Origin of the sequence: Sandarakinorhabdus sp. DWP1-3-1, from assembly GCF_049896705.1 — a bacterium.
Classification (GTDB): domain Bacteria; phylum Pseudomonadota; class Alphaproteobacteria; order Sphingomonadales; family Sphingomonadaceae; genus Sandarakinorhabdus.
In genome coordinates, this window is record NZ_JAFCUV010000003.1 from 73,408 (window position 1) to 87,835 (window position 14,428).

The 14,428-nt window shown below is 68.7% G+C and carries 18 protein-coding genes; 11 read left to right on the forward strand and 7 right to left on the reverse strand.

The features are described 5' to 3' along the window. Positions 1 to 8 precede the first annotated feature (8 nt). On the forward strand, positions 9 to 1,283 hold the full coding sequence (locus tag ACP7AI_RS14065) for a family 1 glycosylhydrolase (protein ID WP_426168565.1): 1,275 nt from the start codon (positions 9 to 11) through the stop codon (positions 1,281 to 1,283). Continuing rightward, positions 1,280 to 1,768, forward strand: a complete 489-nt coding sequence (locus tag ACP7AI_RS14070; protein ID WP_426168567.1) for a DNA-deoxyinosine glycosylase — start codon at positions 1,280 to 1,282, stop codon at positions 1,766 to 1,768. Before ACP7AI_RS14065 ends, ACP7AI_RS14070 begins: the two co-directional genes overlap by 4 nt. On the opposite strand, the gene gcvA is transcribed toward ACP7AI_RS14070, so the two are convergent. Next, on the reverse strand, positions 1,745 to 2,650 hold the full coding sequence (gene gcvA / locus ACP7AI_RS14075) for a transcriptional regulator GcvA (RefSeq protein ID WP_426168569.1): 906 nt from the start codon (positions 2,648 to 2,650) through the stop codon (positions 1,745 to 1,747). The genes ACP7AI_RS14070 and gcvA overlap by 24 nt on opposite strands. Positions 2,651 to 2,767: 117 nt before the next feature. Here gcvA and ACP7AI_RS14080 point away from each other — a divergent pair, with 117 nt between their 5' ends. The 3 genes from ACP7AI_RS14080 (at position 2,768) to ACP7AI_RS14090 (ending at position 4,867) form a co-directional block, all read left to right on the forward strand. Beyond that, positions 2,768 to 2,980, forward strand: coding sequence for a hypothetical protein (locus ACP7AI_RS14080; RefSeq protein ID WP_426168572.1), 213 nt, complete (start codon positions 2,768 to 2,770; stop codon positions 2,978 to 2,980). Between the two features lie 79 nt (positions 2,981 to 3,059). Further along, positions 3,060 to 4,466 carry a magnesium transporter gene (gene mgtE, locus ACP7AI_RS14085; protein ID WP_426168575.1) on the forward strand — a complete coding sequence of 469 codons (1,407 nt, stop codon included), beginning with the start codon at positions 3,060 to 3,062 and terminating at the stop codon, positions 4,464 to 4,466. Beyond that, positions 4,463 to 4,867, forward strand: a complete 405-nt coding sequence (locus ACP7AI_RS14090) for a DUF1489 family protein (RefSeq protein ID WP_426168578.1) — start codon at positions 4,463 to 4,465, stop codon at positions 4,865 to 4,867. Before mgtE ends, ACP7AI_RS14090 begins: the two co-directional genes overlap by 4 nt. Positions 4,868 to 4,918: 51 nt before the next feature. On the opposite strand, the gene ACP7AI_RS14095 is transcribed toward ACP7AI_RS14090, so the two are convergent. Next, positions 4,919 to 5,473, reverse strand: coding sequence for a hypothetical protein (locus ACP7AI_RS14095; RefSeq protein ID WP_426168580.1), 555 nt, complete (start codon positions 5,471 to 5,473; stop codon positions 4,919 to 4,921). Positions 5,474 to 5,570: 97 nt separating this feature from the next. Here ACP7AI_RS14095 and ACP7AI_RS14100 point away from each other — a divergent pair, with 97 nt between their 5' ends. Next, positions 5,571 to 5,906, forward strand: a complete 336-nt coding sequence (locus ACP7AI_RS14100) for a GntR family transcriptional regulator (protein WP_426168582.1) — start codon at positions 5,571 to 5,573, stop codon at positions 5,904 to 5,906. Between the two features lie 5 nt (positions 5,907 to 5,911). Here ACP7AI_RS14100 and ACP7AI_RS14105 read toward each other — a convergent pair whose 3' ends face one another. The 5 genes from ACP7AI_RS14105 to ACP7AI_RS14125 all read right to left on the reverse strand — a co-directional run bounded on the left by ACP7AI_RS14105 (position 5,912) and on the right by ACP7AI_RS14125 (position 11,449). Beyond that, positions 5,912 to 7,306, reverse strand: a complete 1,395-nt coding sequence (locus tag ACP7AI_RS14105) for a serine hydrolase domain-containing protein (protein WP_426168584.1) — start codon at positions 7,304 to 7,306, stop codon at positions 5,912 to 5,914. After that, positions 7,303 to 8,448, reverse strand: a complete 1,146-nt coding sequence (locus ACP7AI_RS14110) for a serine hydrolase domain-containing protein (RefSeq protein ID WP_426168586.1) — start codon at positions 8,446 to 8,448, stop codon at positions 7,303 to 7,305. The genes ACP7AI_RS14105 and ACP7AI_RS14110 overlap by 4 nt, the downstream gene beginning before the upstream one ends. 10 nt (positions 8,449 to 8,458) lie before the next feature. Continuing rightward, the gene (locus tag ACP7AI_RS14115) at positions 8,459 to 9,619 is read right to left on the reverse strand and encodes a deoxyguanosinetriphosphate triphosphohydrolase (protein ID WP_426170134.1); all 1,161 of its coding nucleotides are present in this window, start codon (positions 9,617 to 9,619) and stop codon (positions 8,459 to 8,461) included. Then, a complete protein-coding gene (locus ACP7AI_RS14120; RefSeq protein ID WP_426168587.1) occupies positions 9,613 to 10,671 on the reverse strand; it encodes a CaiB/BaiF CoA transferase family protein in 1,059 nt (352 codons plus the stop codon). Before ACP7AI_RS14120 ends, ACP7AI_RS14115 begins: the two co-directional genes overlap by 7 nt. Before the next feature lie 127 nt (positions 10,672 to 10,798). Next, the gene (locus ACP7AI_RS14125) at positions 10,799 to 11,449 is read right to left on the reverse strand and encodes a PEPxxWA-CTERM sorting domain-containing protein (protein WP_426168589.1); all 651 of its coding nucleotides are present in this window, start codon (positions 11,447 to 11,449) and stop codon (positions 10,799 to 10,801) included. 235 nt (positions 11,450 to 11,684) lie between these two features. Here ACP7AI_RS14125 and ACP7AI_RS14130 point away from each other — a divergent pair, with 235 nt between their 5' ends. Genes ACP7AI_RS14130 through arsB form a run of 5 tightly spaced genes read left to right on the forward strand, consistent with a single transcriptional unit; the run spans position 11,685 to position 14,419 of the window. Further along, complete coding sequence (locus ACP7AI_RS14130) at positions 11,685 to 12,011, forward strand: ArsR/SmtB family transcription factor (RefSeq protein WP_426168591.1); 327 nt, start codon at positions 11,685 to 11,687, stop codon at positions 12,009 to 12,011. Continuing rightward, on the forward strand, positions 12,008 to 12,484 hold the full coding sequence (locus ACP7AI_RS14135; RefSeq protein WP_426168594.1) for an ArsI/CadI family heavy metal resistance metalloenzyme: 477 nt from the start codon (positions 12,008 to 12,010) through the stop codon (positions 12,482 to 12,484). Before ACP7AI_RS14130 ends, ACP7AI_RS14135 begins: the two co-directional genes overlap by 4 nt. Beyond that, a complete protein-coding gene (locus ACP7AI_RS14140; protein WP_426168597.1) occupies positions 12,481 to 12,879 on the forward strand; it encodes an ArsC/Spx/MgsR family protein in 399 nt (132 codons plus the stop codon). The genes ACP7AI_RS14135 and ACP7AI_RS14140 overlap by 4 nt, the downstream gene beginning before the upstream one ends. Next, the gene (locus ACP7AI_RS14145) at positions 12,876 to 13,370 is read left to right on the forward strand and encodes a GNAT family N-acetyltransferase (protein ID WP_426168600.1); all 495 of its coding nucleotides are present in this window, start codon (positions 12,876 to 12,878) and stop codon (positions 13,368 to 13,370) included. Before ACP7AI_RS14140 ends, ACP7AI_RS14145 begins: the two co-directional genes overlap by 4 nt. Continuing rightward, positions 13,367 to 14,419 (forward strand): ACR3 family arsenite efflux transporter, encoded by a 1,053-nt coding sequence (arsB, locus tag ACP7AI_RS14150; RefSeq protein ID WP_426168602.1) that lies wholly within the window; start codon positions 13,367 to 13,369, stop codon positions 14,417 to 14,419. The genes ACP7AI_RS14145 and arsB overlap by 4 nt, the downstream gene beginning before the upstream one ends. The last annotated feature ends 9 nt before the right edge of the window (positions 14,420 to 14,428 follow it).

Consider the following 14,428-nt stretch of genomic DNA (forward strand, 5'->3'; position numbering starts at 1 on the left):
AGCCAGCCTTGCCTGCCGAATTGACGGATTTCTACAGCCCGCGCCGTATCGCCCATCCCGCCAAGGCCCAGTTCGTCTTTGCCACCGGCATCGAGTGCAGCACGCCGATGATCGACACGCCCGATGGCCCGCTGCGCCGCGACCAGATGGAGGAGTGCGGGCACTACACCCACTGGCGCGAGGATTTCGAGCTGACCCGCGCCGTCGGTGCCACCCATCTGCGCTATGGCCCGCCCTATTACCGCATGCACCTTGGGCCGGGGCAGTACGACTGGAGCTTTACCGACGAGGTGCTGCCGGTGCTCCGCGACATGGGAATCATCGCGATCATCGACCTGTGCCATTTCGGCGTGCCCGACTGGATCGGCAATTTCCAGAACGGCGACTGGCCGGCGCTGTTCGGCGAATACGCCCGGGCCTTTGCCGCCCGCTACCCATGGATCCGCCTCTATACGCCGGTCAACGAGATGTACATCACGGCGGAATTTTCGGGCTATTTCGGCTGGTGGAACGAGCGGATGACCAGCCACCAGGGCTTTGTCGGCGCGCTGAAGAACGTCACCCTCGCCTGCCAGATCGCCATGGAAGCGATATTGGAAGTGCAGCCGCGCGCCATCTTCATCCATGCCGAATCGTCGGAACACACCCATGCCAATGCGCCGGACCTCACCGCCGAGGCCGAGATGTTCAACGAGCGCCGCTTCCTCAGCCTCGACCTCATCTGCGGGGAACGGATTTCGGCCGGCATGTACGCCTATCTGCGCGACAACGGCATGAGCGGTGAGGAGTATGCCCGGCTGCGCAGCGTCGATTTTACCGAGCACATGATCGTCGGCCATGACTATTACGTCACCAACGAGCAGCTGCTCGTCGCCCCGGGCGTGCGCCGCGGCGCCGGCGAGGTGTTCGGTTACGGCACCGTCTGCCGCAGCTATCACGAGCGCTATCGCCTGCCGATCATGCACACCGAGACCAACCTGCACCAGGGCGCCAATGGCAACGAGGCCGCGAACTGGCTGTGGAAGACCTGGGCCAATATCCAGCAACTGCGCCACGACGGCATCCCGATCTGCGGCATGACCTGGTATTCGCTGACCGACCAGATCGACTGGGATACCGCACTGCGCGAAAAGAACGACCGGGCGAACCCGCTCGGGCTCTATGATCTCGACCGCAACATCCGCCCCGTCGGCGAGGCGTTCCGGCGGCTGGTGACGCAATGGCAGTCGACCCCGGTGCTGCCCTATGGCCCGGTGGATATCGCCGGCGGCTTGCGCGATTGAACCTGGATCGCTCGTTCGGGGCGGCGGCGGGGCCGGGCACGCGACTGCTCATCCTCGGCAGCCTGCCCGGCCAGGCGTCGCTGGCGGCGCAGCAATATTATGCCCATCCGCGCAACGGCTTCTGGCCGCTGGTCGGCGCGGTGATCGATGCCGACCTCGTCGCCCTGCCCTATCCCGTGCGGCTGGCGGCGCTCGCGGCGGCGGGCATCGGGCTATGGGATGTTGTCGGCGCGGCGCGGCGGCCGGGCAGTCTCGACAGTGCCATCCGCGACGTCGAGGCCAATGATCTGGCCAAGCTGGCAGCGTCCTTGCCGGCCTTGCGAACAGTCGCGTTCAACGGCGCGACGGCCTGGCGGCTGGGAGCGCCGCTGCTGGCCGGCACGGAGCTGGAACTGCTGCGCCTGCCCTCGAGTAGCCCGGCACATGCGGCGATGCCGTTCGATCGAAAACGTGCTGCCTGGCTATTGCTGCGCGACCGTCTGTAGGCGTTCGGCCGCTGCGACCTCCGCCAGCAGCCACTCGCGGAACTGGCGGACCCGCGGCTGATTGCGGCGGCTTTCGGGGCAGACCAGCCAGAAACTCGATCCCGCCGTCGCCACCAGCGGGAACGGCGCCACCAGCCGGCCCTCGGCGAGCTCGCGGGTCCACATGCGGGCGTTGAGCAGCGCCACGCCCTGCGCTGCCAGGGCGGCCGCGCCCTCGACGACCTGCGAATCGAGCTGCAGCCCGGCACGGTTGCTGTTGCCGGCCGGCACGCCGGCGGCGTCGAACCACAATTGCCACCAGCCGTCGCCGGGTGTCAGCCGCGGTACGCCGAGCAGGTCGGCCGGGGCCAGCAACGGATAGCGGGCGAGGAAGGCCGGGCTGGCCATCGGCGTGAATTCGCTGGCGAACAGCCGCACGCCATGGAGGCCGGGCGGCACCTCCCGCGTCGAGCGCACCCCGACATCGGCAGGATCGCGCGCGAAATCGACCAGTTGATCGCTCGCGTCGAGCCGGACCGCAAGCTCCGGGTGGCGCAGCTGGAAGCCGCCGAGCCGCGGCGCCAGCCAGTTGGCGGCAAAGGTATTGGCGGCGCTGATGGTCAGCACCGCCTCGGTCTGGCGCCGCGCCGCGGCAAAGGCGTCGTCCATCGTGTCGAACGCGCCGCTGACGAGCGGGGCGGCGCGCTGCCCGGCCTCGGTCAGCGTCACCCGGCCCTTGTCGCGGCGGAACAGCGGTGTGCCCAGCCGCTCCTCGAGCAGGCGGACCTGGTAGCTGACGGCGGCCTGGGTCATGCCGAGCTCGGCGGCGGCGCGGGTGAAATTGCCGTGACGAGCCGCGGCCTCGAAGACCCGGACGGCGGCGAGCGGCGGCAGCTGGCGCATGGCCGGAGCATAAGGCGACCTTATTACTGCTGTCGAGACTTTGGTTGGCGCCGCGGACAACGATCGGCGACATTCCGGCCATGCAGCGGACATCATCCGCGGACGAGGAGAATTCCCATGATGCTCGATTCCGATCAGGGCCGGATGTGGACGGCCCATGGCAAGGCGCTCGGCGACGAGCTGGCCGCGGCGGCACGGGCCTTGCGGCACCCGTCGCCGGCGATCGAGCGCGCCGCCCAGGTCCTGCTGGCGACGGTCGCCGGCCTCGTCTCGCTGGGCATTGCCGTGCTGCCCGGGCTGCTGCTGCCGGGCGCGCCGCTGCTCGCCTGACCGGCGGCTTCCGGCGGCTGCGACAGATGGGGCACGGCCTTGCGCTGGCGCTCCCGCCCCGTGCCGCTATAAGCCGTTCATGGTCGAGCCCACCCTTTACCCGGACGCGGACATCCCGCGCGAGGCCCTGGAAGAAGGGCGGCTGACGCGCGCCTATGTCGAGGACGTCATCGACGCGCTCGACACCGGCAACGACGAGACCGCGCGCACGCTGGTGGCGCCGCTGCATCCCGCCGACATCGCCGACCTGTTCGCGCTGGTGCCCGAGGATTATCGCGCCCGGCTGGCGCGCGCCATCGGCGAGGCGCTCGACGCCGACGTCATCGCCGAGCTCGACGATTATGTGCGTGACGATGTGCTCGCCGCCATGTCGGTCGGCGAGGTCGCCGATCTCGTCACCCAGCTCGACACCGATGATGCCGTCGCGCTGATCGAGGACCTGGAGGACGACGAGCAGCGCGAGGTGCTCGACGCGCTGACACCGTCCGACCGCGCCGATATCGAGGCGGCACTGAACTATGCCGAGGAAACCGCCGGCCGCCTGATGCAGCGCGAGCTGGTCGCGGTGAACACCGACGTCAGCGTCGGCCAGGTCATCGACCAGGTTCGCGCCACCATCGACCCGGCGACCGATTTCTGGGAAATCTTCGTCATCGATGCCGAGCGCCGGCCGGTCGGCACGATGCGCCTGTCCTGGCTGCTGACGACGCCGCCCGATATCGCCGTGACCGATGTCATGCAGCGCGAACAGACGCTGATCCCGGTCGACATGGACCAGGAAGAGGTGGCGCTGCAGTTCCAGAAATATGCGCTGATCTCGGCCGCCGTGGTCGACGGCAACGGGCGCCTGGTGGGTGTCATCACCGTCGACGATATCGTCCACATCATCCAGGAGGAGGCCGGCGAGGACGCGCTGAAGCTGTCCGGCGCCGGCGATGGCGACATCAACGAGCCGGTATTCGACACGTTCAAGGTCCGCGTCGTCTGGCTGCTCGTCAACCTCGGCACCGCGGTGCTGGCGGCAATGGTGATCAGCGCCTTCGAAGGCACCATTGCCCAGATGGTGACGCTGGCGGCGCTGATGCCGATCGTCGCCTCGATGGGCGGCAATGCCGGCACCCAGACGATGGCGGTGGCGGTGCGCGCGCTGGCGACGAACCAGCTGACCGATGCCAATGCCCGGCGCGCGGTGCTGCGCGAGGTGCGGATCTCGCTGCTCAACGGCGCGACGCTGGCGGTGCTGATCGGCATCGGCGTCGGCACGATCTTCCACAGCCCCCTGCTCGGCGTCGTCATCGGATCGGCGATGCTGATCAACAATCTCGTCGCCGGGCTGGCCGGCATGATGATCCCGCTGGGGCTGGAGCGCGCCGGCGTCGACCCGGCGGTATCGTCGGCGGTGTTCGTGACGATGTGCACCGATATCATGGGCTTCTTCGTCTTCCTGGGCCTTGCGACACTGGTCGGCGTCGGGCGGCTGGGGTGACGCTGCACCTGACGAAGGTTGCCGTCGGCTGCCCGGATATCGAGACGCTGGCGCGGTTGCAGCGCGAGCGCTGGGGCGACGACGCCTGCTCGCTGACGCGCTTCATGCCCAAGCGCGCGCCGGAGCTGATCGGCGGATCGATGTTCTGGATCATCAGGCACCGCATCGTCGCGCGGCAGACGATCCTGGCGCTCGACATGGTGACGACGCCGTGGGGGGTCAAATGCCGCATCGGGCTGCAGCCCGGCCCGGTGTCGGTGGCGCCGGTGCCGCGCCGTGCCCATCAGGGCTGGCGCTATCTGGGGCCGAAGGATGCCCCGGCCGATGGCGATGTCGCAGGGGACGGAGCGGCGCTGCCGGTCGGCATGGTGCGCGAGCTGCAGTCGCTGTGGCTTATCTAGCATTGATGTCGTGGCGGCGGCACTGGCCCGCTGCCCCGCCCGGGCCGAACGTCAGCGCACCCGCTTGACCAGTGCGGCGCGCTTTTGCTTCAGGAACGTCATGTTATAGCCGCCGAGCGTGGTCTTGCTGATCTTGACGCGGTCGCCGACGCGGACATTGGGCAGGCTCTGCGTATCGGCCTGGCGCCACAACTGGCCGTTGTCGAGGAGGAAGACACCGAGGCCCGACCGGTTGGTCAGCAATTCGGCAACGCCGGCCTCGACTTCCCGGATCTCGTCGGCCCTGGGCTTGAAGCGGTCGGGCCGGCTGGCGACAGCCTCGGCGCCGAAGGCCTCGCGACGCGCCTTGGCTTCGGCCTCGGCGCTGGCCTTGGCGGCGGCGGCGGCGGCGACGGCTTCCTCGGCGGCGATGCGGGCACTTTCGCGGGCGCGGACTTCGCTGGCGGCGCGCGCTTCCGGCGAGGAATTGGCAAGGGCGGTATCGTAGCAGGCCAGCCGATCGGCATCGCGGGCGATGGCGACGCAGCGCGCCAGTTCGGCCGCACTCTGCGCCTGAACCGGTGCCAGCGGGGAAATCAGCAGCAGGATGGTGGCGACGCGACGCATGACGAAAATCCCCCTTGGGCAATGCCGCCTGATACAGGCCGGTCCGTCGCGGAGGCAAGCAGCTTGACGCCGGACTGTCCCATTGCCATAAGACACCATGTACTCGACCGACCGTCCCATCTACCGCCAGATTCGCGATGTCATCATCTCGCGCATCCTGGATTCGGGTGACGGCGCCCTGCTGCCTTCGGTGCGGTCGCTGGCGGCGGAGGCCGGGGTCAATCCGCTGACCGTCGCCAAGGCCTATCACGACCTGCAGGCCGGTGGCCTGGTCATCGCGCGCAAGGGCGTCGGCCTGTTCGCCGCCGACGGCGCGGCGCGGACGCTGCTGGCGCAGGAACGCGAACAGTTCATCACCGAGGAATGGCCGCGCGTCCAGGCGCGCATCGAACAGCTGGGCCTGTCGACGGCGGACCTGCTCGAACGCGCCTGAGCGCGTTATTTCAGCGTGTGCAGCACGGCCCTTGAAAATGCCAGGGCATCGAAATTCTGGCCCGGCGCGTCGAAGCCGCGACGGATGACGATGATGTGCCGCGTCGGGATGATCAGCGCGAACTGGCCGCGATTGCCGAGCATCGCATAGCTGCCCTCCGGCATGTCGTCGGTCTTGCCGAACAGCCAGAAGCCGGCACCATAGCCGCCGCGCCCCGGCACCACCGGCGTCGGCTGGGCCCCCGCCGGCGTCGATACGAGGCGTCGCCAGCCCGGCGGCAGCAGCTGGCGGCCGCCCGCCTTGCCGTTGTTTTCATACAGGATCGCCAGCCGCGCCAGGTCCCGCGCGGTCATCCAGACCTGGCTCGACAGTACGAAATGGCCCTGCCAGTCGGTTTCGGGCGTCGTCCGCGTCATGCCGAGCGGCCATAGCAGTTCGGTGAACGGAAAGCCGAGCGCCGAGCCCTTGGCACGGCGCTCCAGCCCGGTTTCCAGCGCCAGTGCCGCCAGCATGATGTCGTTGTTGGCATAGTTGAAATGCGTGCCCGGTGGCCGTTCGGGCGGCATCTGCGCCGCGGTTCGCGTCACCGTGTCGCCGCCGACATAGACGGCATCGGTGCGGTTGCCGGCGGGCCCGGCGGCGAGGCCCGAATTCATGCGCAGCAGCTGTTCGGTGGTGATGGCGCGGCGCGGGTCGCCCCGGCCCTGCCATTGCGGGATGGCGGCGGGGGCGGTGACGTCGATGCGGCCCAGTTGCACGCCGCGGCCGACCAGCGTGGCGGCCAGGCTTTTCGCCACCGACCAGGTCCGCTGCGGCGTGTGACGACCATAGCCGGCGCGGTAGCGTTCGGCGACGATGCGGCCGTTCTTGAGGATGATGACCGCGGTCGTCGACGGCTTGCCGCCGTTGTCGCCGCCGAATTTGGGCGTGAAGGCTTCGGCGACGACGCGGTTGAGCGGTGCCGATTGATAGCGCGGCAAGCGCAAGGTCGCGCCGGCGTCGCCGAGCGGCCAGCGCGCCGCATCGACTTTGGCCAAGCTCGGCGGGCGGAAATCCGGCGTCAGGCGTGGCAGGATGCGGGGGTCGCTCGCGCCGATCGGCAGCTGGCTGCAGCCGAGCAGCGGCCGCCAGGCGGCGACGCGGGGCGGCAGCGCCGGGTCGTAGCGGACGCTGACGGTGTGACGGACGCGATCGAGCGCGTAGGGCAGGTCGCCGACCAGCGCCTGGTATTCGGGATAGATGCCGGTCAGGTCGTCGGCGGCGACTTGCCCGGGTGTCTGGCCGGCATTGAACACCCCGGAGCACAGGAACGCCGCCTTGTAGCCGGCGGCGAACGCGCGGGTCTGGCTGTCCGCCGCCGCCGGAGTGGCCAGCAGCAGCGCGAGCGCCGTGACGATCATGCGGTGACGGCCTGCCAGCTCGCCATGGCGAGGCCGAAGGCGCGCAGGTCGCCGACGGTGGTCGAGGCCATGTTGTTCATCGCATAAGCGATGCACAGCCGGGCATCCATGTCGACGATGACGATGGAGCCGCCATAGCCGCCCCAGAAGCAACTGTTGGGGTTGGGCAGCGGCAACGACCCGCCGGGCAGGCCATAGCCGAGGCCATAGGCGACCGGGATGCCCAGCACGAGGTCCTCGCCGGCGATCTGCGGCTCCAGCGCGCGGCGGACGCCGGCTTCGCTCAGGATGCGCTTGCCCTTCGACACGCCGCCGTTGGCGAGCAGGGTCTGGATTTCCGCCACCGAGCGCGCATTGCCATGGCCGTTGGCGGCCGGGATCTCGGCGCCGCGCCATTCGCGGGTGACGGTTTCGCGCGGGTTGACTGCCGGGTTGTTGGCCATGTTGGCGGTCAGCGGCCGGTCGGTGACATCGGCGATGGTGCCGCCCTTGGGCGGCGGGTTCAGCTCGGCGACGCGATGGTCCTCGCTCGCCGGCAGGCCGATGTGGAAATCGGCACCCAGCGGCTCGGCGATTTCGGTGCGGAAGACGGTGCCGAGTGACCGCCCGGTGATGCGGCGGACGACTTCACCGACCAGATAGCCCTGGGTAATGGCGTGATAGCCGGGGGCGGTACCGGGCGCCCAATAGGGTTCCTGGGCCGCCAGCAGCCGGGTGATCCTGTCCCAATCGTACAATTCGTCCTTGCTGACGGTCTCCTTGAAGCCCGACAGGCCGGCGCTGTGCGACATCAGCTGGGCAACGGTGACCTCCGCCTTGCCGGCCGCGGCGAATTCCGGCCAGTAATGCGCCACCGGCTTTTCGAACACGAGTTCGCCGCGGTCGGCGAGCAGCAGCGCGGTCAGCGCCGTCATCGTCTTGGTCGTCGAATAGACGTTGACGATGGTGTCGCGCTGCCAGACCCGCTGCCGCGCCGGATCGGCATGGCCGGCCCAGAGATCGACGACGGTTTCGCCGGCCAGGGTGACGCAGACGCTCGCGCCGATGTCGCCGCCATCGGGGCGGCCGGGCACGAAATTGCCGGCAAAGGCGTCGCGCACGCCGGCAAAGCGCGGGTCGGTGTGGCCATGGATTTCGGTCATTGTCTTCCCCTCAGATGGCGATGTCGGACGGCAGCGGCGACGGGCCGATCAGTCGTTCAAAGGTCTTCAGTGCGTAGCGATCGGTCATGCCGGCGATGAAATCGGCGACGTGGCGGGCGCGGTCGGGTTCGGAAGCCGGCGTGCCGGCGCCCCAGTCGCCCGGCATCGCGGCCGGATCGGCGTGCAGCGCGCCGAACAGCCCGGCCACGACCAGTTGCGACGGGTCGCGCAGCGCCGCGACGCGCGGGTGGCGATACATGCGGGCGCGCAGAAAGGCCTTGAGCGCGCGGGTCTCGGCGACCAGCGCCGGCGACAGCGCCACCAGCGGCCGGCCAGCGGCGCGAGCATCGGCGGCCGATTGCGGCGCCGCCGCGGCGAGGCGCGCCCGCGTTTCGGCGAGCAGGTCGTCGACCATGCGGCCGATCTGGTCGCGGACGAGTTCGGGCACCAGCCGGCGGCGGGCGGTGATGCCCGGCCAGCGCGCGGTGACGGTCGCCCAGCTTGCCGCGGTGAACGGCACCTCGGCAACCAGTTCCTCGACCGTGAACAGCCCGGCGCGGATGCCGTCGTCGAGGTCGTGATTGTCATAGGCGATGTCGTCGGCGAGCGCCGCGACCTGCGCCTCCAGCCCCGCATGGCTGGCAAGATCGAGCGGGAAGCCGGCATCGGCCTCGACCATCGCCCAGGTCGGCAAATGAATCGGGCCATTGTGCTTGGCCAGCCCCTCCAACGTTTCCCAGCTGAGGTTGAGGCCGTCCCAGCCCGGATAGCGGTTTTCCAGTTTCGTCACGATGCGCAGCGTCTGGGCATTGTGGTCGAAGCCGCCATAGGGCGCCAGCGCCGCCGCCAGGGCATCCTCGCCGCTGTGGCCGAACGGCGGATGGCCGAGATCATGCGCCAGCGCCAGCGCCTCGGTAAGGTCTTCGTCGAGGCCGAGCGCGCGCGCGATGCTGCGGGCGATCTGCGCGACCTCGAGGCTGTGGGTCAGGCGCACGCGGAAATGGTCGCCGTCGGGGGCGACGAACACCTGGGTCTTGTACCGCAGCCGGCGAAAGGCGCCCGAATGGACGATGCGGTCGCGGTCGCGCTGGAACACGGTCCGTGTCGCCGAGGCCGGCTCCGGGTGGCGGCGGCCGCGCGATGATGCCGGATCGGTGGCGTAGTTCACAATTCGGTGTCGAAGCCTGTCGTCATCCGCGGCGTGTCGGTCGCGGTCACCGAATAGCGCGGCGCCGGGGCCGGCTGCATGACACCGCCGACCTCGATGAATGTCCCGCGCGCGGCGTTGTGAGGATGCGTCGGCGCCTCCGCCATGCTGAGCACCGGGGCGAAGCAGACGTCGGTCATTTCCATCAGCGCGCACCATTCGTCGCGCGATTTCGTTAGGAACAGCGCCGTCAACCTGTCCTTCAATGGCCCCCATTGCGCCCGGTCCATCTGCGCGTCGAAATCCTTGTCCTCGGCAAGGCCGGCGAGGCGGCGCAGTTCGGCATAGAATTGCGGCTCCAGGCTGCCGATGGAGAGCCACTTGCCGTCGCCGGTTTCGTAGGTGTCGTACATGTGGGCGCCGGTATCGAGCAGATTGGTGCCGCGATCGTCGGACCAGATGCCGTTGGCGCGGAACCCCCAGATCATGCTCATCAGCACGGCGGCGCCGTCGGTCATGGCGGTGTCGATGACCTGGCCCTGCCCGGTTTTCTGCGCATGCAGCAGCGCACTGACCATGCCGAACGCCAGCATCATGCCGCCGCCGCCGAAATCGCCGACCATGTTGATCGGCGGCGTCGGCTTTTCACCGGCGCGTCCATAGGTGTGCAGCGCGCCGGCCAGCGCGATATAGTTGATGTCGTGGCCGGCGGCCTGGGCATAGGGGCCCGTCTGGCCCCAGCCGGTCATGCGGCCATAGACCAGCCGCGGATTGTCGGCGAGCAGCACGTCGGGGCCGAGGCCGAGGCGTTCGGTCACGCCGGGGCGAAAGCCCTCGATCAGGCCATCGGCGGATGTCACCAGTTCGCGGACCTTGGCCTTGCCCTCCGGCGACTTCAGGTCGAGGCCGATGAGGCGGCGGGAACGCAGCAGCGGGTCGCGCGCATCGATGCGGGCGCCGGGCCGATCGATTCGGATCACCTCAGCGCCATGGTCGGCCAGCATCATCGCCGCGAACGGCCCCGGCCCGATGCCGGCGAGTTCGATGATGCGCAGTCCGCTGAGTGGTCCGGCCATGATGCTATCCCTGCTTGGTGTGGGCAGGTGATGCCGCGCCGGGCAAACCATGGTCAAGCGCTAGGTCGTCAACTTATGGACCCGAGGGGCGGGAACTGGCTCCCGCCCCTCAGATTGAACAGGCGTGTCAGGCGGCGACGGCGACCCGGCGACGGCGCGCGGCGGCGCCGACGAGGCCGAAGCCGGCGATCAGCATCGCCCAGCTTGCGGGTTCGGGGACGGTGCTGCCCGGACCCGCCAGTGCGAAGCTGACACCGTCGATCAGCGGATCGTTGAAGCCGAATGCCGTGCTCGACGCGATGGTGAAGCTGATCGTCGTCGATGCGCCGGTGGCGAGATAGTTGATCGACGTCGTCTGGAACGGCTTTTTGAAGACGCCGCTGCCGTCACCGACGATCGTGAACTGGCTCAGCTGCGAGCCGATCAGCACGTCGAGGACGGTCGAGACGCCTGCGGTGTTCTCGCCGCTGAAACCGAAAGTCAGCGTATAGAGCGCCGTGGGAACGGTGGTGACGGTCTGGCTGATGCCTTCCCCGGGAGCCGGCGTCGCGCCGCCGTAGCCGCCGATGTCGTAATAATAGTCACCGTCATACGCCGGCGTTCCGAAGGAAGCGTAGCTGATGACGCCCTCCGTGTGGCCGATGTTGGTCCAGCCTGTCGGTGTGCTGGTCTGGCTGGTGGACGCTTCGAAATTGCCGTTGACGAGCAGGTTCGCCGCGGCCGGCGCGGCACCAGCAAGCGCGGCGAGCGCGACGACGCCGGTCAGAATCTTGATCATGGATAATCCCCGATTTTTGCAGTGGCTTGACGCGACCGGCACCCTACAACGCGCCTTGCAGCGCAGCATGCAATCATCATGCCAGATCGCAACATTTCGTTAAGCTTCTGAAATGAGCCGAATGTGGCGAACAGCCGCGCGTGGTAGCTGCACGAAGTGTAAATCCTGTCGACAATCCGGTGGCCCCTTTCCGCACTTGACGCGCGCCGGCCGATGATTCGATAATACTGGAATTATGGAAACGAATCACGATCTGGCGGTCGATCGGCTGGCGGCGCTGGCGCAATCGCACCGGCTGGCGGTGTTCCGCCTGCTGGTAGTCGCCGGCCCCGACGGCCGTGCCGCGGGGGACATCGCCGCCGACCTCGGCCTGCCGCCATCGTCGCTGTCGTTCCATCTTGCGCATCTCAAGCGCGTCGGGCTGGTTCGGGCCGAACGTCGTGGCCGCTCGCTCTGCTATGCCGCCGATTTCACGGCCATGCACGGACTGGTCGATTTCCTCACCGAAAACTGCTGCAGCGGCGGCGCCTGTGCGCCCGCCGAGACCAGGAGCGCCGCATGAAACGCCTGCACGTCCATGTCGGGGTCGACGACCTGGCCACCTCGATCACCTTCTATTCGACGCTGTTCGCCGCGCCGCCGACGGTGGTCGAGGCCGATTATGCCAAATGGATGCTCGACGACCCGCGGGTGAATTTTGCCATTTCCGCGGGTCATGCCGGGCGCGGCATCGAGCATCTCGGCATCCAGGCCGAGGATGCCGAAGAGCTCGCCGAGATGGCGGCGCGGCTGGCGCAGGCGGAGGGCCCGGTGCTCGACGAGGGCGCGACGACCTGCTGCTATGCGCAGTCGACCAAGGCCTGGATCAGCGACCCGCAAGGCGTTGTCTGGGAAACGTTCCTCACCAGCGGCGTCACGTCGGATTATGGCAACGCGCCGGCGCTGGCCCGGCTGGCGTCGTCGGCACACGCGGCCGTCGGCGCCTGTTGCGCGCCGGCGTTGGCGCCAGCGCCGGCAACGGGATGCTGCGGATGACCGTCACCATCTGGCACAATCCCGAGTGCGGCACCTCGCGCAACACCCTGACGATGATCCGCGCCACGGGGGTGGAGCCGGTGGTGATCGACTACCAGCAGGACGTGCCGCCGGCGGCGGAACTTGCGCGCGTCGCGGCGGCGGTCGGCGGCGCGACGGCGCTGATGCGGACCAAGGGCACGCCGGCCGAAGCGCTCGGGCTGGTCGGCGCCGATGACGCGACCATATTGGCGGCAATGGCGGCCCACCCGATCCTGATCAACCGTCCGGTCGTCATCGGCCCGCGCGGCACCGTGCTGGCGCGGCCGTCGGAGCGGGTGCTCGCGGTACTCGAGGTGCCATTGCCAACAGATTTCACCAAGGAGGACGGGGAAATCGTGCGGCGCCCGGCATGATCCGCGCCGCCACCCCGGCCGACGCCGCCGCCATCGCCGCCATCTATGCGCCCGAGGTGCTGCGCGGCACCGCCACCTTCGAGACCGAAGCCCCCGATCTCGCCGCGATGGCGGCGCGCATCGCCCGCGTCGTCGCCGCCGACTGGCCCTGGCTGGTCGCGACGCACGGCGGCGGCATCGTCGGCTATGCCTATGCGATGCAGTTCCGCGATCGCCCGGCCTATGCCCGCACCTGCGAGAACACCATCTATGTCGCTGCCGACCAGCACCGCACCGGCGTCGGCAGGGCATTGCTGACGGCGCTGTGCAGCGCGGCCCACGGCGCCGGTTTCGACCAGATGATCGCCGTCATCGGCGATGGCGTCGCCAATGTCGGATCGATCGGGCTGCACGCCGCCTGCGGTTTTCGCGAGGCCGGGCGGCTGGTCGATGTCGGCCTGAAGTTCGGCCGCCGGCTCGATGTCGTCTACATGCAGCGGAGCCTCGGATGACGGACGCGCCGGCGCGGCTGTCGTTCCTCGACCGCTGGCTCACCTTGTGGATCTTTGCCGCCATGGCGCTCGGCATCGGGCTGGGTACCGGCTTTCCGGCCCTGCCCGGCGCGCTCGAGGCGATACGCATCGGCACCACCAACGTGCCGATTGCCATCGGCCTGATCCTGATGATGTATCCGCCGCTCGCCCGGGTGCGCTATGAGGAGCTGCCGCTGGTCTTTGCCGACCGGCGGGTGCTGGCGCTGTCGCTGCTGCAGAACTGGATCATCGGTCCGGTGCTGATGTTCGGCCTTGCCGTCGTCTTCCTGCGCGACCAGCCCGAATACATGACCGGCCTGATCCTGATCGGCCTCGCCCGGTGCATCGCCATGGTGCTGGTCTGGAACCAGCTGGCCCGGGGTGACAATCAATATGTCGCCGGCCTGGTGGCGTTCAACTCGATCTTCCAGATCCTGTTCTTCAGCACCTATGCCTGGTTTTTCCTGACCGTGCTGCCCCCGCTTGTCGGCCTGCAGGGCAGCGTCATCGATGTCGGCTTCTGGACCATCGCCGAGGCGGTGGCGCTCTACCTCGGCATTCCGTTCCTGGCCGGCTACCTGACCCGGCGCGTGCTGGCGGCGCGGCGCGGGCGCGACTGGTATGAAGCGCGTTTTCTGCCGCGGATCGCGCCGATCACGCTGCTGGCGCTGTTGTTCACGATCGCCGCGATGTTCAGCCTGAAAGGCGGCGACATCGTGCGACTGCCGTTCGACGCGCTGCGCATCGCCGTGCCACTGACGCTGTATTTCCTGATCCAGTTCGGCATCAGCTTTGCGCTCGGGAGGCTGGTCGCCGGCGACTATCCGCGGACGACGGCGATCGCCTTCACCGCTGCGGGCAACAATTTCGAACTGGCGATCGCGGTCGCCATCGCAAGCTTCGGCCTCGCATCGCCGGTCGCCTTTGCGGCGGTGATCGGCCCGCTGGTCGAGGTTCCGGTTCTGGTGCTGCTGGTCAGCGTGTCATTGCGGCTGCGCCAGCGCTGGCGGGGGCCGGCAACGGCCTGATCGCCACGG